18 protein-coding genes are annotated in these 18988 nt (G+C 71.4%); 11 read left to right on the top strand and 7 right to left on the bottom strand.

The features are described from left to right. Nucleotides 1-17: 17 nt before the first annotated feature. The 3 genes from BQ8420_RS08065 to BQ8420_RS08055 form a co-directional block, all read right to left on the bottom strand. Nucleotides 18-941, bottom strand: a complete 924-nt coding sequence (locus BQ8420_RS08065; RefSeq protein WP_235005999.1) for a GNAT family N-acetyltransferase — start codon at nt 939-941, stop codon at nt 18-20. A 234-nt stretch (nt 942-1175) separates the two neighbouring features. After that, nucleotides 1176-1754: a hypothetical protein gene (locus BQ8420_RS08060; RefSeq protein WP_200815853.1), complete on the bottom strand. Its 579-nt coding sequence runs from the start codon at nt 1752-1754 to the stop codon at nt 1176-1178. A 134-nt stretch (nt 1755-1888) separates the two neighbouring features. Then, nucleotides 1889-2365: a hypothetical protein gene (locus BQ8420_RS08055; RefSeq protein ID WP_087097195.1), complete on the bottom strand. Its 477-nt coding sequence runs from the start codon at nt 2363-2365 to the stop codon at nt 1889-1891. A 161-nt stretch (nt 2366-2526) separates the two neighbouring features. On the opposite strand from BQ8420_RS08055, the gene BQ8420_RS08050 reads away from it, so the two are divergent. From BQ8420_RS08050 to BQ8420_RS08020, 7 genes are all read left to right on the top strand, one after another. Then, a complete protein-coding gene (locus tag BQ8420_RS08050) occupies nt 2527-4281 on the top strand; it encodes an acyclic terpene utilization AtuA family protein (RefSeq protein ID WP_087097243.1) in 1755 nt (584 codons plus the stop codon). Further along, a complete protein-coding gene (locus BQ8420_RS08045) occupies nt 4278-5876 on the top strand; it encodes an acyl-CoA carboxylase subunit beta (RefSeq protein ID WP_087097194.1) in 1599 nt (532 codons plus the stop codon). The genes BQ8420_RS08050 and BQ8420_RS08045 overlap by 4 nt, the downstream gene beginning before the upstream one ends. 13 nt (nt 5877-5889) lie before the next feature. Further along, nucleotides 5890-8016, top strand: a complete 2127-nt coding sequence (locus tag BQ8420_RS08040; protein WP_087097193.1) for a biotin carboxylase N-terminal domain-containing protein — start codon at nt 5890-5892, stop codon at nt 8014-8016. Nucleotides 8017-8024: 8 nt separating this feature from the next. Continuing rightward, on the top strand, nt 8025-9185 hold the full coding sequence (locus BQ8420_RS08035) for an acyl-CoA dehydrogenase family protein (protein WP_369825483.1): 1161 nt from the start codon (nt 8025-8027) through the stop codon (nt 9183-9185). Nucleotides 9186-9206: 21 nt separating this feature from the next. Then, the gene (locus BQ8420_RS08030; protein WP_087097191.1) at nt 9207-9842 is read left to right on the top strand and encodes a TetR/AcrR family transcriptional regulator; all 636 of its coding nucleotides are present in this window, start codon (nt 9207-9209) and stop codon (nt 9840-9842) included. A gap of 107 nt (nt 9843-9949) precedes the next feature. Further along, nucleotides 9950-10519 carry a hypothetical protein gene (locus BQ8420_RS08025; RefSeq protein ID WP_087097190.1) on the top strand — a complete coding sequence of 190 codons (570 nt, stop codon included), beginning with the start codon at nt 9950-9952 and terminating at the stop codon, nt 10517-10519. A 22-nt stretch (nt 10520-10541) separates the two neighbouring features. Next, nucleotides 10542-10727, top strand: coding sequence for a hypothetical protein (locus BQ8420_RS08020; protein ID WP_087097189.1), 186 nt, complete (start codon nt 10542-10544; stop codon nt 10725-10727). Nucleotides 10728-10773: 46 nt separating this feature from the next. Here BQ8420_RS08020 and BQ8420_RS08015 read toward each other — a convergent pair whose 3' ends face one another. Further along, nucleotides 10774-12066: an MFS transporter gene (locus BQ8420_RS08015; RefSeq protein WP_087097188.1), complete on the bottom strand. Its 1293-nt coding sequence runs from the start codon at nt 12064-12066 to the stop codon at nt 10774-10776. Between the two features lie 150 nt (nt 12067-12216). After that, nucleotides 12217-14190: an acyl-CoA dehydrogenase gene (locus tag BQ8420_RS08010; protein ID WP_087097187.1), complete on the bottom strand. Its 1974-nt coding sequence runs from the start codon at nt 14188-14190 to the stop codon at nt 12217-12219. Nucleotides 14191-14441: 251 nt separating this feature from the next. Here BQ8420_RS08010 and BQ8420_RS08005 point away from each other — a divergent pair, with 251 nt between their 5' ends. Beyond that, the gene (locus BQ8420_RS08005; protein WP_235005998.1) at nt 14442-15350 is read left to right on the top strand and encodes a polysaccharide pyruvyl transferase family protein; all 909 of its coding nucleotides are present in this window, start codon (nt 14442-14444) and stop codon (nt 15348-15350) included. 6 nt (nt 15351-15356) lie between these two features. Here BQ8420_RS08005 and BQ8420_RS08000 read toward each other — a convergent pair whose 3' ends face one another. Continuing rightward, the gene (locus BQ8420_RS08000) at nt 15357-15650 is read right to left on the bottom strand and encodes a helix-turn-helix transcriptional regulator (RefSeq protein ID WP_087097186.1); all 294 of its coding nucleotides are present in this window, start codon (nt 15648-15650) and stop codon (nt 15357-15359) included. 92 nt (nt 15651-15742) lie between these two features. Here BQ8420_RS08000 and map point away from each other — a divergent pair, with 92 nt between their 5' ends. Beyond that, nucleotides 15743-16510, top strand: a complete 768-nt coding sequence (map, locus tag BQ8420_RS07995; protein WP_087097185.1) for a type I methionyl aminopeptidase — start codon at nt 15743-15745, stop codon at nt 16508-16510. Between the two features lie 32 nt (nt 16511-16542). Here the strand turns inward: map and BQ8420_RS07990 are convergent, their stop codons facing one another. After that, nucleotides 16543-18192 carry a glycoside hydrolase family 13 protein gene (locus BQ8420_RS07990; protein WP_087097184.1) on the bottom strand — a complete coding sequence of 550 codons (1650 nt, stop codon included), beginning with the start codon at nt 18190-18192 and terminating at the stop codon, nt 16543-16545. Nucleotides 18193-18310: 118 nt separating this feature from the next. Here BQ8420_RS07990 and BQ8420_RS07985 point away from each other — a divergent pair, with 118 nt between their 5' ends. Both BQ8420_RS07985 and BQ8420_RS07980 read left to right on the top strand, forming a co-directional pair. Then, complete coding sequence (locus tag BQ8420_RS07985) at nt 18311-18583, top strand: hypothetical protein (RefSeq protein WP_143847152.1); 273 nt, start codon at nt 18311-18313, stop codon at nt 18581-18583. Beyond that, a complete protein-coding gene (locus BQ8420_RS07980) occupies nt 18583-18978 on the top strand; it encodes a type II toxin-antitoxin system VapC family toxin (protein ID WP_087097182.1) in 396 nt (131 codons plus the stop codon). Before BQ8420_RS07985 ends, BQ8420_RS07980 begins: the two co-directional genes overlap by 1 nt. Nucleotides 18979-18988: the final 10 nt, after the last annotated feature.

Raw genomic sequence — 18988 nt, 5'->3', positions numbered from 1 at the left:
GTCCGGCGCCCGCCGCGTCACCCCCAGGTGGAGTTGAGCACGTGCGCGAGGGTGAGGTACCCGGCGCGATGGAAGGCCGCCGCCATGGGAGTGTTGTCCAGGTCGGTGGCGGCCCGGATCCTCGGCACGCCCTGGCCGGCCAGGAAACGGGTGCTCTCGGCGAGGAGCCCGTGGATGTGGCCCCGACCTCGATGCTCCGGCAACACGGCGAGGTAGCCGGTGACGGCGTTGTAGTGGTTGCGGCCCGGGGTCACGAACCCCACCGGTGAGCCGTCGGGCAGGGTGGCCACCCGCCACCAGTCACGGGGGCTGACGTAGCGGGCCATCTCACGCTCGAAGTGGGCGGTGGCCGCGTCCCGGGGCGACATCCGGGCCAGGTCCTCGGTGCTGTGGGCGTCCAGAGTGCCCTCCAGCACGCGGGTCATCAGGCCCAAGAGCTCCTCGGTGTCGTGCGGAGGTCGAAAGCGCAGCCGTTCGTCCCGTTCGGGCAACGGGGTGCCGGGTCGCCACTCCAGGCGTAGACGTTCCACGAACAGCCGCGCGCCGGTGCGTTCCAGCGCCGCGGACACGTCCCGCGCGACCCGGCCGGACACCTGGTCGGTGCGCCAGTCAGGTGGGACGTAGCGGATGTGGTCGGGCGGGGTGGAACCCTCCGGCAGGACCCGGGCCATGGCGGTGCGCAGCAGCCGCACGCCCACGTCCACGCGGTCGACGTCGTCGGCCACGTCGAACACGTCGAGCAGGTTCGCCGCGGGCCCGTCGCTCCACCAGGCGAGCCGGGCGAGGAGACGGTCGCCGCGCAGGGCGACCCACAGGTGTTCGGGACGCCGGCGGCCGGCGTCGAGGTCCTCGGCGAGCTCCCCGTTGAGGTCGTAGGGGAGCCGGTTGAAGAGGGGCAGTTCGGCGCGTCCGGTGAGCGGACGCAGAATCAGGGAAGTCACGGTTCTCTCCGGTGTGGGCGCTCGCCCCCGGAGTCGGTCAGCGGTCGGCCGCCGCCCGGGGGGACATGAGCGCGGTGGTCGTGGAAACCATGGCTTATCCCTCCTCTCGGTGTTCGTGCCCATCCGTGGTGTGGGCGATGCCCCGTTCTATCCGGGGCCCGAGGCGGTGCGCAACTGCTTTTCCCGTGCCGAAACCCGGCCGGGGCCCAGGACGGGCCCCGGCGGATCGGGTGGTCACTCCATGATCGGCGGCATCATCTGCTCGGCCGCCTCGGGGACCATGTAGAAGGCCACCGCCGCGACGGCCACGAACAGCAGCCCCACGATGACGGTGGCGGCCGCGCCCCACTTGGCCCAGGAACGGGTACCCGGGTTGGTCAGCGCCAGCGCCAGGCCCGCGGCGAGCACGGAGAGCAGGGCCACCGCGCCGCCCATCATCAGCTGGAGTTCGATCTGGCTGACCTGCTCGGGCGCCACGGGCTGGCCGCCCACCATGATCATGCTGACGAGCATCTCCAGGAGCTGCCCCGACATGACGGTCACGGCGAGCAGGACCAGGCCGGTGATGGCGAAGGTCTCCGCCGAGAAGACGCCCCCGGGACGAGCATCGGACCTCGCCCCGACGGCGGGCTCCGTGCCGTCGGCGTCCACGGCCTCATCCTGCTCGTGTTCGTCTCCCTCGGCCGTCTCGTGGGGAGTTCCCTCGGCGGTCTCGGCGGTGGCCCCGGCCGGTTCGAAGTTCGGCCGGCCGGACTCGTCCGTCCCGGTCGTGGTGTTCTCGGATGCTGTGTTGTCTTCCGGTGTGGTACTCACGCGGCCAACGTACCTGTGGGTGTGCGTAAGCAGTGCCTAAGAATCGCCTGGTCGCCCTAGGGATCCGGGTGTCCGGGCGGGAGCGGCGTCGCCGAGAGGGGCCGGAGGGGGACCTCCGGCCCGGGGACGGGGGATCAGGGGGACAGCAGTACGTACGAGGTCACGGTCAGCAGGACCAGCAGCAGACCGACGATGACCGTGGCCGCGGCGAGGTGGCGCGCCCACGGGCGGGTGATGGGAGTGGTGCGCAGCAGTGCCACGGCCGCGCTCACCACGGCCAGGGCGGCGAACAGGCCGGCGCCGGTCAGCTGCCCCTGGACCGCCGCGCTCAGGGTGCCCTGCGCGCCGGTGAGGGTGTGCTGGTTGAAGATGGCGACCAGTTCGGTGGACAGCAGGGTGGTGACCAGCAGCAGGAGTCCGGCCACGCTGAAGGTCTCGGGTCCGAACAGTCCGCCCGGCCGCGGTTCGGGGGTGCCGGAGACGAAGGCCTCGCCCGCGTCGCTCTCGACGGGGTTCTTCGCGGCGCTGTCGTCAGTGGTGTCGCCGGCGGTGTCGTCGGTGGTTTCGGTGGTGGGGGTGGTGTCCTTGGTGTCTTCCGGGGAGGTGCTCACCCGCGTCAAAATACCGGCCCTTTCTCCCGAAGGACGCCCTCCGTAACGGAATGATCGCGGCCGGTTCCGGCCATTTCGTCGGATAGCTGTCCTGAACGGGACGAACCAGAAACAATCACCGATGCTTGTTTTTTTCTGTGTCCGGTGTCACTCTCTTTTCCATGACCGCTACAGCAGCCCCCTCCCTGCGGGTCGGCAATGCCTCCGGGTTCTACGGAGACCGTCTCGGTGCGGTGCACGAGATGCTCACCGAGGGCACGGTGGACGTTCTCACCGGTGACTACCTGGCCGAACTCACCATGGCCATCCTGGGCCGCGACCAACTGACCGACCCCACCCGTGGGTACGCCCGGACCTTCCTCAAACAGATGAAGGAGAGTCTGGGGCTGATCATGGAGCGTCGCGTCCGGGTCGTCACCAATGCCGGTGGGCTCAACCCCCGCGGGTTGGCCGACAAACTCACCGAACTCGCCGACGCCCTGGGCTTCGAACCCAGGATCGCCTGTGTCACCGGCGACGACGTCCTGCACCGCATCGAGGAACTCGGCCTCGGCCGCCCGCTCACCGCCAACGCCTACCTCGGCGCGTTCGGCATCGCCCGCTGCCTGGACCTGGGCGCCGACATCGTCGTCACCGGGCGCGTCACCGACGCCTCCCTCGTGGTGGGCCCGGCCATCTCCCACTTCGGTTGGACCCGCGAGGACGTCGACGCCCTGGCCGGCGCGACCGTGGCCGGACACGTCATCGAGTGCGGCACCCAGGCCACCGGCGGCAACTACGCGCTGCCCGCCGAGCTCGCCGGACGCGACCTGGACCACCCCGGGTTCCCCATCGCGGAGATCTCCGCCGATGGAACCGGTGTCATCACCAAGCACGCCGGTTCCGGGGGCGCGGTCACCGTGGGCACCGTCACCGCCCAGCTGGTCTACGAGATCGACGGCGCCCGCTACGCCGGACCCGACGTCACCACCCGGCTCGACACCGTCCGACTCGTGCGGGAGGGCCCGGACCGGGTCCGCTACGACGGGGTCGTGGGGGAGGACCCCCCGCCCGACGTCAAGGTCGGACTGACCGAGCTCACCGGCTTCCGCAACGAGGTCGAGTTCCTCATCACCGGACTGGACGCCGAGGCCAAGGCCGCGCGGGTCGAACGGCAGCTGCGCGCCGCCCTGGCCCACCGCGCGCCCGCGGAGCTGCGTGTGGAGTTCACCCCCGCCGCCGATCCCCACGGCCGCACCCAGGACGCCGCGACCGCACGCCTCAAGGTCATCGCCCGCGACGAGGACCCGGCCGTCGTCGGTCGCCGCTTCGGTGCGGCGGCCGTCGAGCTGGCCCTGGGCAGCTACGCCGGGTTCCACATCACCGCGCCACCGCGCGACGCCCGCCCCGACGGGGTCGCCGCCACACACGCCCTGGTCCCCGCCACGGAGATCGAGCACACCGTGATCACCCCCGACGGTGACCGCGAGTCGGTGGCACCGCCCGAACGCACCCGCCGACTCGCCCCCGTACCGGAACCGGACCCGCCCGCGTCGCCGCCCGGCGGCCCCACCCGGACCGTCCCCCTCGGCCTGGTGCTGGGCGCCCGCAGCGGGGACAAGGGAGCCAACGCCAACCTGGGCGTGTGGGCCACCAGTGACGAGGGCTGGCGCTGGCTCGCCCACACCCTCACCGTGGACGTCCTGCGCGAGCTGCTGCCCGAGACCGCGGAGCTGTCCGTCACCCGCCACCCGTTGCCGAACCTGCGCGCCGTCGACTTCTGGATCGAGGGACTGCTCGCACCCGGAACCGCCCGCCGCGAGGGCCTGGATCCCCAGGCCAAGGGGCTCGGCGAGTGGCTGCGCGCGCGCCGGTTCCCCGTTCCGGTGTCCCTGCTGCAACACCCCCCGACCGCCGAGAGCGAGGAGAACCCGTGAGCGTTCTGACCACCGGACTCGACACCCGTGGCCCGGCCTACGCCGAGGCGAGGGAGGGCATGCTCGGCAGGCTCGCCGAGATCGACGCCGAACACGCCAAGGCCCTGGCCGGCGGTGGTGAACGCTACGTCGAACGGCATCGCTCCCGCGGCGGCCTCCTCGCCCGCGAACGCGTCGAACTCCTCCTCGACGAGGGCAGCCCCTTCCTGGAACTGTCCACCCTCGCCGCCTGGGGAAGCGACTTCCACGTGGGCGCGAGCGTGGTCACCGGCGTCGGCGTGGTCTCCGGGGTGGAGTGCGTGATCGTCGCCAACGACCCCACCGTGCGGGGCGGCTCCACCAACCCCTGGTCCCTGAAGAAGTCCGTGCGCGCCGGCGAGATCGCCGAACGCAACCGGATGCCGATGATCAGCCTGGTGGAGTCGGGCGGCGCCGACCTGCCCACCCAGAAGGAGATCTTCATTCCCGGCGGCGGCACCTTCCGCCACCTCACACAGTTGTCCAGGGCCGGTATCCCCACCATCGCCCTGGTATTCGGCAACTCCACCGCCGGCGGCGCCTACGTCCCCGGCATGAGCGACCACGTCGTCATGGTGCGCGACCGGGCCAAGGTGTTCCTGGGCGGGCCGCCGCTGGTCAAGGCCGCCACCGGTGAGGAGAGCGACGACGAGTCCCTGGGCGGGGCGCGCATGCACGCCGAGGTGTCCGGGCTCGCCGACCACCTGGCCGAGGACGAACACGACGCCATCCGGATCGGGCGGCGCATCGTCGCCCGCCTCAACCACACCAAGGCCGGTCCCGCCCCGAGCGCCACCGCACCCGAACCCCTGCACCCGGCCGAGGAACTCCTGGGCGTCATGCCGCCCGACCTCAAGGTCCCCGTCGACCCCCGCGAGGTCATCGCCCGCGTCGTCGACGGCTCCGAGTTCGACGAGTTCAAACCCTCCTACGGGGCCGGACTGGTCACCGGCTGGGCACGCCTGCACGGCTACCCCGTCGGCGTCCTGGCCAACGAGAACGGTGTGCTGTTCAGCGAGGAATCACAGAAGGCCGCCCAGTTCATCCAGCTGGCCAACCGCTCCGACACCCCGCTGATCTTCCTGCACAACACCACCGGATACATGGTCGGAGCCGAGTACGAGCAGGGCGGCATCATCAAGCACGGCTCGATGATGATCAACGCCGTCTCCAACAGCACCGTCCCGCACTTCTCGGTGCTCATCGGCGCCTCCTTCGGGGCCGGGCACTACGGCATGTGCGGCCGCGCCTACGACCCGCGCTTCCTCTTCGCCTGGCCCAGCGCCCGCTCGGCGGTGATGGGCCCCGGACAGCTCGCCGAGGTCATCTCCATCGTCTCGCGGGCCTCGGCCGCCAAGAAGGGGCAGCCCTACGACGACGAACAGGATCGCGCCATGCGGGAGATGGTCGAGAACCAGATCGAGGCCGAATCCCTGCCGATGTTCCTGTCCGGACGGGTCTACGACGACGGTGTCATCGACCCCCGCGACACCCGCACCGTCCTGGGACTGTGCCTGTCCTTCGCGCACAACGCGCCCGTCGCCGGCACCGACGCCTTCGGTGTCTTCCGCATGTAGAGGAGGCCAGGACATGACACAGATCGACCCCACCACCGGCGGAGCCGTCCGCCCCATCACCGCCCTGCTGGTGGCCAACCGCGGCGAGATCGCCCGCCGGATCATCCGCACCTGCCGCACCCTGGGCGTCACCGCCGTCGCCGTGCACGCTCCCGGCGAGGAGAACGCCGCCCACGTGCGCGAGGCCGACGCGGCCGTGGCCCTGCCCGTTCCCGAGGGACGCGGCCCCGTGGACGCCTACCTGGACCCCGACGCCCTGGTCGAGGCCGCCCGCACCGCCGGCGCCGACGCGATCCACCCCGGCTACGGCTTCCTGTCCGAGAACGCCGGCTTCGCCCGCGCCGTCATCGAGGCCGGGCTCACCTGGGTGGGCCCCTCGGCGGAGGCCGTCGAGCAGATGGGCTCCAAGACCCTCGCCAAGAAGGTCGCCCGCGACGCCGGCGTCCCGGTCGCCGACGCCCTCGACCCCGCCGACGTGCGCGCCGAACACCTGCCGGTACTGGTCAAGGCGGTCTCCGGGGGCGGTGGCCGCGGCATGCGGGTGGTCCGCGACCTGGCGGAGCTGCCCGCCGAAGCCGACGCGGCCCGCACCGAGGCCGCCTCCGCCTTCGGCGACCCCACCGTGTTCTGCGAGCCCTACGTCGAACGCGGCCGTCACGTGGAGGTCCAGGTGCTCGCCGACCTCCACGGCACCGTGTGGGCGGTCGGCGAACGCGACTGCTCGGTGCAGCGCCGGCACCAGAAGGTCCTGGAGGAGGCTCCCGCGCCCGGCCTGCCCGAGGAGACCCGGCTCAGACTGCATCGGGCCGCCAGGGACCTGGCCGCCGCCATCGGTTACACCGGGGCCGGGACCGCCGAGTTCCTCGTCCCCGTCACCGACGAAGGCCTGGGCGAACCCGTCTTCCTGGAGATGAACACCCGTCTTCAGGTCGAACACCCCGTCACCGAGTGCGTCACCGGGCTGGACCTGGTGGAGTGGCAGCTGCGCGTGGCCGAGGGCGAGACGCTCCCGCCGGAGGGACCGCCCGCACCGCGCGGGCACGCCATCGAGGCCCGCCTGTACGCCGAGGACCCGCGCGTGGACTGGCGGCCCCGCACCGGCACCCTGCACGCGTTCGAGGTACCCGCCGCCGACACCTCCTTCGCGCCGCTCACCGATCCCGGGGTGCGGCTGGACCACGGGGTGGAGGCCGGTGACGAGGTCGGCGTCGACTTCGACCCCATGCTCGCCAAGGTCATCGCCGTGGGCCGGGACCGCCGCGACGCCCTGCGTCGTCTGTCGGCGGCCCTGGCCGGGGCCCGCCTGCACGGGGTGGGCACCAACCGCGACCTGCTCGTGCGTTCCCTGCGCCGCCCCGACCTGGTCGGAGCGCAGACCGTTCCGGAGGGGTTGCACACCGGGTTCCTCACCGGGGATCGGCTCACCGCGCTCGCCCGGCCCCTGGCCGACCCCGAGGCCGAGCGGCTGTCCGCCCTGGCGGCCTCGCTCGCCGAGGTCGAGGCCGCCCGCGCCGCGGTCACCGTGCCCATCGGGGTCCCCGCCGGCTGGCGCAACGTGCCCTCCGCGCCGCACACCCGCGGGCACACCACCTCCGATGACCGGGAGATCACCAGCGCGTTCCGTTCGGTGCGCGGCGCCCACCTGCCCGAACAGGAGGGCGTACGGGTGCTGTCGGCCGGAGCGGACCTGGTCGTGCTGGAGGTGCACGGGGTGCGCCGTGCCTTCGAGATCCACCGGGTCCCCGGAGCGGGACCGGGCGCGACCGGCGCCGTGTACGTGGAGTCCTCGCTCGGCTCGGTTCCCCTCGTGCCCGTCGACCCGCTACCCGCACCCGAGTCCAAGGTCGATCCCGGGGCGCTTCCGGCCCCCATGCCGGGCACGGTCACCGCCGTGGACGTCGAGGTCGGTCGACGGGTGGTCCAGGGCGAGATCCTGCTGCGCATGGAGGCCATGAAGATGGAACATCGCGTCACCGCGCCCGCCGCCGGCACGGTCCGCGAACTGCCCGTCGCGGCGGGGGAGAGGGTCGGCTCCGGAGCGCCGCTGGCCGTCCTCGACTACGACACGGACACAGCCCCCGACACGGATTCCGCCACAGATCCCGCCACCCCCGTCAGCGAGCAAGGGACGAACCAGTGACCGGTGCCATGACCTTCGAAGAACCGTCCGAACGCGTCGAACTGCGGGCCGCCGTCGCGGCCCTCGCCTCCCGCTACGGCCACGAGTACACGCGGGCCAAGGCCAAGGAGGGCGCCTACCTGAGCGAACTGTGGAAGGAGGCGGGCGAACTCGGCTACCTGGGCGTCAACATCCCCGAGGAGTACGGCGGTGGCGGTGGCGGCATCGGCGACCTGGCCGCCGTCCTGGAGGAGTTCGGAGCCGCCGGGTGTCCCACCCTGATGATGGTGGTCTCCCCGGCCATCTGCGGCACCGTCCTGTCCCGCTTCGGCACGCCGGAGCAGCGACAACACTGGCTGCCCGGGTTGGCGAGCGGCGAGACCATCATGGCCTTCGCCATCACCGAACCCGACGCCGGTTCCAACTCCCACCGCATCACCACCACCGCCCGGCGCGACGGTGACGAATGGGTGCTCAACGGCCGCAAGACCTTCATCTCCGGGGTCGACGTCGCCGACGCCGTACTCGTGGTCGCCCGCATCGAGAACGCCGACACCGGCGGCCTGTCCGCCGCCCTGTTCGTGGTCCCCACCGCGGCGCCCGGTTTCGAGGCCCGGCGGATCGAGATGGACATCGTCAGCCCCGACCACCAGTTCCAACTGTTCATGGACGACGTCCGCCTCCCCGCCGACGCCCTGGTCGGCGACCCCGAGGCGGGGCTCCTCCAACTGTTCGCCGGACTCAACCCCGAACGCATCATGGCGGCCGCGTTCTCCACCGGCACCGCGCGCTACGCGCTCGACAAGGCGGTCGCCTACGCCAAGGAACGCGTGGTGTGGCGGGACCGGCCCATCGGCGCCCACCAGGGGCTGGCCCACCCGCTGGCCCAGGTCAAGATCGAGATGGAGCAGGCGCGACTGATGACCCGATACGCCGCGCTCCGCTACGATTCCGGCGACGACGCGGGAGCGGGGGAGGCGGCCAACATGGCCAAGTACGCCGCCGCCGAGGCGTGCGTGCGTTCGGTCGACCAGGCCGTGCAGACCCTGGGCGGCAACGGGCTGGCGAGCGAGTACGGGTTGGGGTCGATGATCGCCGCCTCCCGACTGGCCCGGATCGCCCCGGTCAGCCGGGAGATGATCCTCAACTACGTGGCCCAGCAGTCCCTGGGGTTGCCCAAGTCGTACTGACGTCCAAGGGAAGAGGCGCGAGTGGAGACGGCATCCGACCGGGAGCCGAGACAGGAACGCAGCCGGCTCACCCGGGCCCGGTTACTGGACGCGGCCGTCGCCCGCCTGGCCGAACGCGGGGTGGCCGGCGCCACGGTGAGCGCCGTCGCCGAACGCGCCGGGGTCTCCCGCGGCGCCGCCCAGCACCACTTCCCGACGAGGGAGGAACTGCTGCTGGCGGCACTGCGGCACATGGTGGACAGCCGTGGCGCTGACCTGCGCCGCCGGGTGGCGTCCGTCCCGGCGGGGCCGGGGCGCACCGAGGCCGTGGTGCAGATGGTGGTGGACGCCTTCAGCGGCCCCGACTTCGACGCCGCCCTCCAGCTGTGGGCCGCCGCCGCCGGCGAGCCGGCCCTGAGCGCCCAGCTCATCCCCCTGGAGGAACAGGTGGGGCGGGAGTTGCACCACGCGGTGGTGGACCTGCTCGACGCCGACGAGTCGGTTCCCGGCACCCGGGAGGCGGTTCAGGCCACCTTGGACCTGGCCCGAGGACTGGGGCTGGCCAACCTCCTCACCGATGACCGGGCACGACGTCGCCGCGTCGTCGGCCAGTGGGCCCGCATGCTCGAACACGCCCTGCGCGGTGAGAATGTCCCCGAGCCGGATACCAGGCGGTAACCTCCTACCTGCTCCGGCTTCGCCGGGATTATGATCAGGACTCGGGCCGGGCCTCGCCCCGGCCCCGGTGACACCACGACGGGTTCTATGGACAAGGCGGTGTATCGGTGGGTGCGGATACGGGCAGGGACCTCCCCGGCCTGGCCAAGCGCGTGGTGGACGCGTTCGCGGAGAGCGCCGCGCGGCGCCGGGACCGGGACGCCCTGATGGACACGGCCTTCGCCCGGCTCTTCGACCTGTATCGGGCCACCGACCAGGCCGAACGACAGTCCCCGGGCGGCCAGAACCTCGTCGCCACCCTCGCCGAACTCCTGGCCGGCGGTAGCAACCCCGATCGGATGGGCCTGTACGTGGTGCGGACCCAGACCGCGGCCGACCACGGCAGGCACGAGGGCTACCGTCCGGCGTGCTGGCGCCGTTCCATGCTCCAGATCCTCGGTGACGAGTTCGTGCCGTGGGAACGTTGCATGCGCCCGGGCGACCTGGAGTCCATCCCACGTATCGACGACGCCCTGGAGGCGGTGGCCGCCGAGGCCGCGCCGACCAGTGTCGAGGAGATCCCCGTCTGGGTGCCCCGGACGCACTGGTGGTGGTGGGAACCGGCCCGTCAGCGCGGCGAGGAGGTCGCCGGGATGACCCGCTCCGACACCGGTTCGATGGACGCGGTCACCGATTGAAGCCGGCGCGAAGGAGCTGCATATGTCCCCCGAACTCACCCGTCGGCCGCTGCTGAACGCGGCCGGCCCGGCGATGATCTCCGCCGTCGTCCTGGTCCCGCTGCGCGCCCTGATGGGCGACACCTGGCTCCAGGCATCGGCCTACGGGGTGTTGTTCGGAGGACTGTTCTTCGTCATCACCTACCTCTGCCTGCGCTGGGCCCGCTGATCCGCTTGCCCGACCGGCCGCCCGCGCCGGGGGCGGCCGGGACGGGTCAGCGCACGCCCTTGATCTTCCATACGACGACGGCGCCGAGCAGGGAGACCAGGCCGCACACGGTGTACAGCACCGGGTAGCCGCCCAGGTGCACCACGATCGGGCCGGCGAGCGCCGGGGCGATCACCTGCGGGCCGGAACTGGCGATGTTGACGATCCCCAGGTCCTTGGCACGCCCCTCGGCGCTCGGCAACACCTCGGTGACCAGGGCGTTGTCCACCGACAGGAACACCCCGAAGCCCACGCCCAGCACCACCGCGCACACCAACAGGGTCGGCCAGGTGGGGGAGAGGGCCACCATGAACGCCGGTACGCCCATCACCACGCCCGCGAAGGCGACCATGACGCGTCGTCGGCCGATCCGGTCGGAGATCAGGCCCGCCACCACGGTGGTGGCCACCACCGCCGCCGTGTACACCAGGATCAGCGTCAACAGACCGTCGGTGGCGTCCGACCCGGGGAAGAGTTCCTCGTAGCCCACGGCGTCGCGCAGGAAGTACAGCAGGTACAGGATGAACATGGCGTTGCCGGTACCGATGAGGAACCGGGTGAGGAACGCCCACCCGAAGTCCGGGTACCGGCGGGGCGAGACCCACAGCCCGCGCAGCAGGCCACGCCAGGGCGGGCGTGCCGCGCGTGGCAGTGGCGGATCCGGTGCGAGCAGCGCGAACGGCAGGGCGAGTCCCAGGGTGAGCACCCCGATGAGCGTGTAGCCGGGAGCGATCTCGGTGACCACCATGGTCACCAGCACCACGGCGGCGACCACACCGGCGGACTGGGGGATGCCGATCCACCCGGAGACCGCCCCGCGCTGGCTTCGGGGCACGTGGTCGGGGACCGCGGCGAGCAGGGTGGCGTTCAGACAGGACAGCGCGGTCTGCACGAAGGACCAGCCCACAAGGACGCCCCAGACGGTGTCCTGGGTGCCGAGCACCACCAACCCCGCGCCGCCGAGCGTCGCACCGGCCAGCACCCAGGGGCGTCGGCGCCCCAACCGGCCCGTGGTGCGGTCCGACAGGGCGCCGGCCACAGGTGTGGCGATGAGGGCCATGGCGGCGCCCACCCCGGTCACCCACGCCAGGACTGTCTCCTTGTCGGTGGGGACGATCCGGTCGATCTGTTCGGGCAACAGCACCTGGAGGGGACCGAAGAACGCCATCCACATGCCGAGGTTGGCCAGGCTGATCCCGGCCACCCACAGGGCTCGGACGGGGCGGGTGGGCTCGGCGAAGGCCGCGGGGACGGGCTGCCCGGGCGAGGAGGGGGATGAGGGCGCGGGGGGTGTGCGCACGTGTGACCTGCCTAACATGAAGGTGATTCATGTTAGGTCGATGGACGATCCGGGGGAAGAGGAGAGACGAGGCGGGCGCCCCACGGCCACCAGGTCTCGACCTGGAGTCATGGGACGCCCGTGCGTTCGTGCCGGGGAGTCCGGCGCGGGTCAGTCCTGGTCCCCCTGACGGCGGTGCTCGGCGCCCAGGGCGATCGGGGCGCCCAGCCACTCGTCGCGCAGACCGAACGCGTCCACCAGCTGGACCGCGTAGGGCCGCAGCCCCTGGCACAGGTCGTTGACGGCCGCGGTGATCGCCTTGGAACGCGCGGTGGAGAGCCGCTCGTGCTCCAGGAACCAGCCGTTGTTGTCCTCGATCACCGACAGCACGTACAGGTCGCACACCCGGTTGAGGAGCTTGGCGGTGGACTTGTCGCCGCAACGGTCGATGGCGGCCACGAACGCCTCCAGGACCACCCGGTCCATGTGCGCCCGCGCGGCCTCCAGAACGTGGTCCTGGGCCTGGTTGAACACGTCGAAGGCGTCGCTGCCGTCCTTGCGGGACCGGCGCAGACGCGCGGCCAGGCTCTCGAGGACGTGCTTCTCCCGGTCCTCGAACAGTTCCAGGTGCCAGCCCCGGTTGTACAGTCCCGCCTCGTCGCTACGGCCCGGGGCGGCGGCGATGAGCCGTTCGATCAGCGGGATCGCGGCGGTGCGCTCGATGACGTTCTCGAACACCTTGCCCGCCATGAACCGGGCCAGCCCCAGGTGGTCCAGGTCGCCGAAGTTGTCCTGGAAGTTGGTCAGCATCGCCTTGGCGAGCTGCTGCAACAGGACCGTGTTGTCGCCCTCGAAGGTGGTGAAGATGTCCGAGTCCGCCTTGAGCTGCGGGATCCGGTTCGCTTCCATGTATCCCGAACCACCGCACGCCTCGCGGGCGGTCTGGATGGTCGCGGTGGCGTGCCAGGTCGAGATCGCCTTCAGACCGGCCGCGCGCGACTCCAGTTCCCGCTGGGCGTGCTCGTCGCGTTCGGTGTCGCGGGAGAGCTCGTGCAGTCGGGTGACCAGCTCCTCCTGGGCGAAGTGCAGGGCGTAGGTGCGGGCCAGCGCCGGCAGCAGCTTGCGCTGTTGCGCCAGGTAGTCGAGGATCTTCACCTCCTGCTCGGGGCGGTCCTCGGTGGCGGGGCGGGTGAACTGGCGGCGGGTGTCGGAGTAGCGGATCGCGATGGCCAGCGCCGCCTTGGTGGCGGTGCCGGCGCCCCCGGCCACGCTGATCCGACCACGGATGAGGGTGCCCAACATGGTGAAGAACCGACGGTTGGGGCTCTCGATCGGGCTGGAGTAGGTGCCGTCCGCGGCGACGTCGCCGTACCGGTTGAGCAGGTCGGTGCGCGGCACCCGCACCTGGTCGAACCACAGCCGGCCGTTGTCGACCCCGTTGAGGCCCGCCTTGGGGCCGCAGTCCTCGACGGTGATTCCGGGCAGCGGGTCGCCCTTCTCGTCGCGGATCGGCACCATCAGGGCGTGCACCCCGTGCTCGACGGGACCGTCCGGGCCGGGTGTGCGCAGCTGGGCGAAGACCACGGCCATGCGTCCGTCCCTGGCGGCGTTGCCGATGTAGTCCTTGCGCGCCGACTCGTCGGGCGTGTGGACCACGAACTCCTCGGTGGCCGGATCGTAGGTGGCGGTGGTGCCCAACCGCTGCACGTCGGAACCGTGACCGGTCTCGGTCATCGCGAAACAGCCGGGCAGTTCCACGCTCATGACGCCCGGCAGGTAGCGCCGGTGGTGATCGTCGGTGCCCAGGGCACTGATCGCCCCACCGAACAGCCCGAACTGCACACCCATCTTGACCATGAGGGACATGTCGGCGACGAGCATCTCGAACGCGACCACGGAGGCGCCGATGTCGTCGGTTCCACCGACGGACTTCGGGAAACCGTAGGAGGGCATGCCGGTCCCGGCCAGCGCCAGGAGCTGCTTGAGGGTCCGGGCGCGGTGTTCCTCCATGGACAGGCCGTGCACCGGGGCGAACTCCTCGCCCTGGATGACGTCCCGGGCCTTCTCGCGCACGTTGGCCCAGCGTCCGTCCAACAGGCCGCGCAGTTCGGCTTCGTTCGGTTTCAGCGGTGCCTGTTCGCTCATCTGCTCCCCCTGTGTCTTCGTCGACGCGCACCCGCGTCCCCACGTGACTACCACCGGCACGGAGACCGGCGGACCGAACACGCCCGGACGTGGGTGCGATGAATCCCAAGGTAGTAGGTCGTCGAGTGTTTCCGATGTCCTGTTTGCGGCTTCTCGGATCCGGAAATCATCCGCCCACCACGGGCGGTGAGGGAACGTGTGGGACGGGGGAGGGCCATGGAGCGACGATCGAAGCGGGGGAGGGGACAGCCGTGCGTGTGCTGGTGACGGGCTGGTTCTCCTTCCTGCACGGGGAGGCCACGGCGGGCGACGTCGGCGCGGCCGAGACGGTGTGCGCGGCGCTGCGGTCGGCCGGAATAGCCCACGATGTGGCGTGGAGCCCCGTCTTCAGGCCCGAAGGACTCGACCTGGACGAAGCGCAGGGCCGTGACTACTCCGATCTGGTCTTCGTCTGCGGGCCGCTCGGCGGCGAACAGCCACGTGAGCTGCATCGGCGCTTTCCCCACTGCCGACGAGTGGCCGTGGGGGTCTCCGTGGTGGGCCCCCAGGACCCCGCGTACCTGGGGTTCCACGCGGTCCTGCCCCGGGACGGGACGGGGTCGCCATCCCAGCGCGACCTGGCGCACGGGGCGCCGCCGGGGCGTCCGCTTCCGGTGGTCGGGGTGTGCGCCGCGCCGGGGCAGCCCGAATACGGCGCGAGCGGAGCTCACGAGCGGATCCACGGGGCCCTCGGCGGGTGGTTGGTCACCAAGGACTGCGCTCGCCTGCCCCTGGACACCAGGCTCGACAGCACGGACTGGGAACACTGCGCCGACCCCGCCCAGTTCGACGCCTTGGTGCGCCGCACCGACCTGGTGGTGACGACCCGCCTGCACGGTCTCGTTCTGGCCCTGCGCAACGGTGTGCCCGCACTGGCGGTGGACCCGGTGGTCGCAGGGGCGAAGGTCGCGGCCCAGGGGAGGGCCTGGGACTGGCCGGTGCTGACGGTGCCGGGGCCCGGGCGGGAGCCGGACGCCGCTTCCCTGGACCGGTGGTGGGACTGGTGCCTGACCGAAGGGGTGCGGGAGGCCGCGCTCAGGGCGACCGAGCCGGTCTCGCCGCTGGCGGACCGGCTGGTGGCGGAACTGGGCCGGGGGTCGTCGCGGACCGGGCAGGGGTGAGGGTCTTCAGACGGCGATGTCGCGCAGCGGGGCGGTGGGGGAGGGACCGGGGGTTGCGGCCTCGTCCGTGCGCCGCAGGAGATCGTCCAGGGACAGGTCCAGGGTCGCGGCGACGGCCGCGACGGTGAAGAAGGCGGGGGTGGGGATGCGCCCGCCCTCGATCTTGCGCAGGGTCTCCACGGAGATCCCGGCATGGCGGGCGACGTCCACCATGGTGCGCTGCGCCCGGGCCGCCCGCAGCATGGCGCCCAGGACACGGCCTCGCTCGATCTGCTCTTCGGTCAGCGGTTCACGAACCATGGGGCGAGTCTAACCCGGAGGTCTTCGGGGACTCCGAGGTGTGTGGCATAGTTATACCGGTATAGAAATTCGATGGAAAGGCGTGCCGACCCATGGTCGAACTGAAGACCCCCGACGAGATCGCCCTCATGCGCGAAGCCGGACGTGTGGTCGCCCGCGCGCTGGAGGCCGCCCGCGAGGCCGCCGCACCCGGACGCACCACCGCCGACCTGGACCGTGTCGCCGCGAAGGTCATCGCCGAGGCCGGCGCCGATCCGCTCTTCCTCGGCTACCACCCGGCCTGGGCGCCGATGCCCTTCCCCGGGGTGACCTGCGTGAGCGTCAACGACGAGATCGTCCACGGCGTCCCCTCCACCCGGCGGTTGGTCGATGGCGACCTGGTGAGCGTGGACTGTGGCGCGCGGCTGAGCGGATGGTCCGCCGACGCCGCGATCAGCTTCGTGGTGGGTGCGGCCGACCCCGCCGATTTGGCGTTGATCGAGGACACGGAGGCCGCCCTGGCCCGAGGCGTCGCCGCGGCCCGGCCGGGTGACTTCCTGGGCGACGTCGGGCACGCCATCGCCCGGGACGCGCGCGCCGCCGGCTACGGGCTCACCGCCGACCACGGTGGACACGGCATCGGCCGCACCATGCACGAGGCCCCCGACGTGCCCAACGACGCCCGTCCCGGACGGGGCCTGAAACTGCGCCCGGGCCTGACCATCGCCATCGAGCCCATGCTGGTGCGCGGGGGTTCGGACGGCTACGCGCACGCCGACGACGGATGGACGGTGCTCAGCGACGACGGCACCCGCGCCGCCCACTGCGAGCACACCGTCGCCGTCACCGAGGACGGGCCCGTGGTGCTCACCCTGCCCTGATCGACGGGTGCCCCGAGGCCCGGTCAGTACACCTAAGGCAGGCGTAGCCAGACGGCCGTGTCGCGGGGCAGCCGTCCGTCGACCACCTCGCCACTGGCCAACAGCACCTCCGCTCCCTCGGGCGAATCCACCGGCTCCGCGCCGAAGTTGACCACGCAGCGCACGCCCTCGCGGTCGAAGGCCAGCACTTCCTCGCCCATGTCCACCCAGACCATGGCCTCGCCGGTCAGACCCGGTTCTGCTCGGCGCAGGCGCAGCGCGTGCCGGTAGAGCGTGAGCATCGACCCCGGGTCCCGGGCGGAACGCTCGGCGGTCAGCGTCGCCCACCCCGCGGGCTGGGGCAGCCACGGCTCGGCGCCGTCACCGAACCCGAAGGGGGGCTCCTGCCCGGACCACGGCAGCGGTACCCGGCAACCGTCCCGTCCCGGATCCGTGTACCCCGAGTGCTCCCAGGTGGGGTCCCGCAACACCTCCGGCGGCAGGTCCTCGACCTCCCACAACCCCAACTCCTCGCCCTGGTACAGGTACACGCTGCCCGGCAGTGCCATGGACAGCAGCGCCGCCGCTCGGGCACGTCGGGTACCCAACGCCAGATCGAACGGTTCGTCCCGCAGCTCCGAGAGCGCCTTGTGCTGGGCGTGGTCGGGCCGACCGAACCGTGACACGTGCCGCACCACATCGTGGTTGGACAGTACCCAGGTCACCGGCGCGCCCACCGAGCCGAGCGCGGCGAAGGACTCGTCGATGGACTCGCGCATGCCCTCGGCGGTCCACGGCGCCTGGAGGTAGTGGAAGTTGAACGCGGTGTGCAGCTCATCGGGTCGCAGGTAGCGGGCGAGTCGTTCCGGTGTGGTCACCCACGCCTCGGCCACGAAGACCCGGGGTGGGTCGTAGGAGTCGGCCACCCGGCGCCAGTCCCGATAGATCTCGTGGACCTCGTCGAGGTCGGCGTAGGGGTGCGTGTGGCCGTCCGCGGCCAGGTACGGATCCCGCGAATGGCGTTCGAAGTCGGGCAGCGCGGGATCCTTCACCAGCCCGTGCGCCACGTCGATGCGGAACCCGTCCACGCCCCGATCGAACCAGAACCGCAGGATCGACCGGAACTCCTCGTGGACCCGAGGATGCTCCCAGTTCAGATCCGGCTGCTCGGGGGCGAACAGGTGCAGATACCACTGTCCGGGGGTCCCGTCCGGGTCCGTGGTCCGGGTCCAGGCAGGGCCGCCGAAGTCGGCGATCCAGTTGTTGGGCGGCTCGTCCCCACCCGGTCCCCGACCGTCACGGAACAGGAACAACTCCCGTTCGGGCGCGCCCGGACCGGCGGCCAGCGCCCGCCGGAACCACTCGTGCCGGTCGGAGACGTGGTTGGGCACGATGTCGAGGACGACTCGAATGCCGTGCGTGTGGGCTTCCTCGATGAAGGCCCGGCCCTCCTCCAGGGTGCCGAGCACGGGGTCGATGTCGCGGAAGTCGGCGACGTCGTATCCGCCGTCCGCCATCGGTGACACGTACCAGGGATTGAGCCACACCGCGTCCACGCCCAGGTCCCGCAGGTAGGGCAGGCGGGCGCGCAGCCCGGCGACGTCGCCGACACCGTCACCGTCGCCGTCGGCGAAACTGCGCACGTAGACCTGGTAGATGGCCGCGGTACGCCACCAGAGGGCATCGTCGAGGTCGTCGGTCATGGGGGCTCCGTCCGTAGGGGGTGCGCGAGGCAGCACAGGGAAGGTGCCCTCGCGGTACTCACCTTGCCCCGACCCCGTGTACTGGACACCCGGATTTCGATGCATGTAAAATGCATGCATGGTTGCTTTGCAGATCAGAGATGTCGAACCCGAGGTCAGAGACGTGTTGGTGCGCAGGGCCGGTGAGAAGGGGCAGTCGCTCCAGGGTTTCCTGCTCGAACTGGTCAGGGCGGAGGCCCGTCGGTCCCGCAACGCGGAGGCGCTACGGCGCTTCGAGGGACGCTCGGACGGGGCGAACGACGGAGAGGCCTCCGCGGCCGACATCATTCGTCGCGAACGCGAAGAACGCATGGCCCGCTTCGGGCTCCGGGGTGAAACGGAAGATGGCTAGTGTTCGTCATCGACGCGAGTGTCCTCGTCAACGCGCTGGTCTTCGACGGAGAGCCCGGGGAACGCGCGCGTGCGGCATTGTCCGATGACGATGCCTGGGCCGCCCCGCAACATCTGCCGATGGAGGTGTTCTCGGCGGTCAGAGGACTTTGCCTGGGCGGCAGGATCACCCGGCACAGGGCGAGCGACGCGCTGGCGGTACTGGCCGAGGACATGGAGATCGAACTGGTGGACGTTCGGCGGCTCTTCCCCCTCATGTGGGAGCTGCGGGACAACGTGAGCGGATATGACGCCGCCTACGCCGCCTGCGCACTCCAACTCGATTGCCCGGTGCTCACCTCGGACCTGCGTCTGGCCAAGGCCATCGATGGTCGGTGCCGGGCCATCGTGGTGTGAGGGCCCGGCA

The organism is Nocardiopsis sp. JB363 (assembly GCF_900143625.1).
Lineage (GTDB): Bacteria > Actinomycetota > Actinomycetes > Streptosporangiales > Streptosporangiaceae > Nocardiopsis.
This window is presented reverse-complemented; position numbering and strand designations above follow the sequence as displayed.

Bases quoted from the DNA above. Each gene is read 5' to 3' on its own strand.
- BQ8420_RS08050 (WP_087097243.1), top strand. From the start codon at position 2,527: ATGACCGCTACAGCAGCCCCCTCCCTGCGGGTCGGCAATGCCTCCGGG.
- BQ8420_RS08040 (WP_087097193.1), top strand. From the start codon at position 5,890: ATGACACAGATCGACCCCACCACCGGCGGAGCCGTCCGCCCCATCACC.
- BQ8420_RS08035 (WP_369825483.1), top strand. From the start codon at position 8,025: ATGACCTTCGAAGAACCGTCCGAACGCGTCGAACTGCGGGCCGCCGTC.
- BQ8420_RS08020 (WP_087097189.1), top strand. From the start codon at position 10,542: ATGTCCCCCGAACTCACCCGTCGGCCGCTGCTGAACGCGGCCGGCCCG.
- BQ8420_RS08010 (WP_087097187.1), bottom strand. From the start codon at position 14,190: ATGAGCGAACAGGCACCGCTGAAACCGAACGAAGCCGAACTGCGCGGC.
- BQ8420_RS08000 (WP_087097186.1), bottom strand. From the start codon at position 15,650: ATGGTTCGTGAACCGCTGACCGAAGAGCAGATCGAGCGAGGCCGTGTC.
- map (WP_087097185.1), top strand. From the start codon at position 15,743: ATGGTCGAACTGAAGACCCCCGACGAGATCGCCCTCATGCGCGAAGCC.
- BQ8420_RS07990 (WP_087097184.1), bottom strand. From the start codon at position 18,192: ATGACCGACGACCTCGACGATGCCCTCTGGTGGCGTACCGCGGCCATC.
- BQ8420_RS07985 (WP_143847152.1), top strand. From the start codon at position 18,311: ATGGTTGCTTTGCAGATCAGAGATGTCGAACCCGAGGTCAGAGACGTG.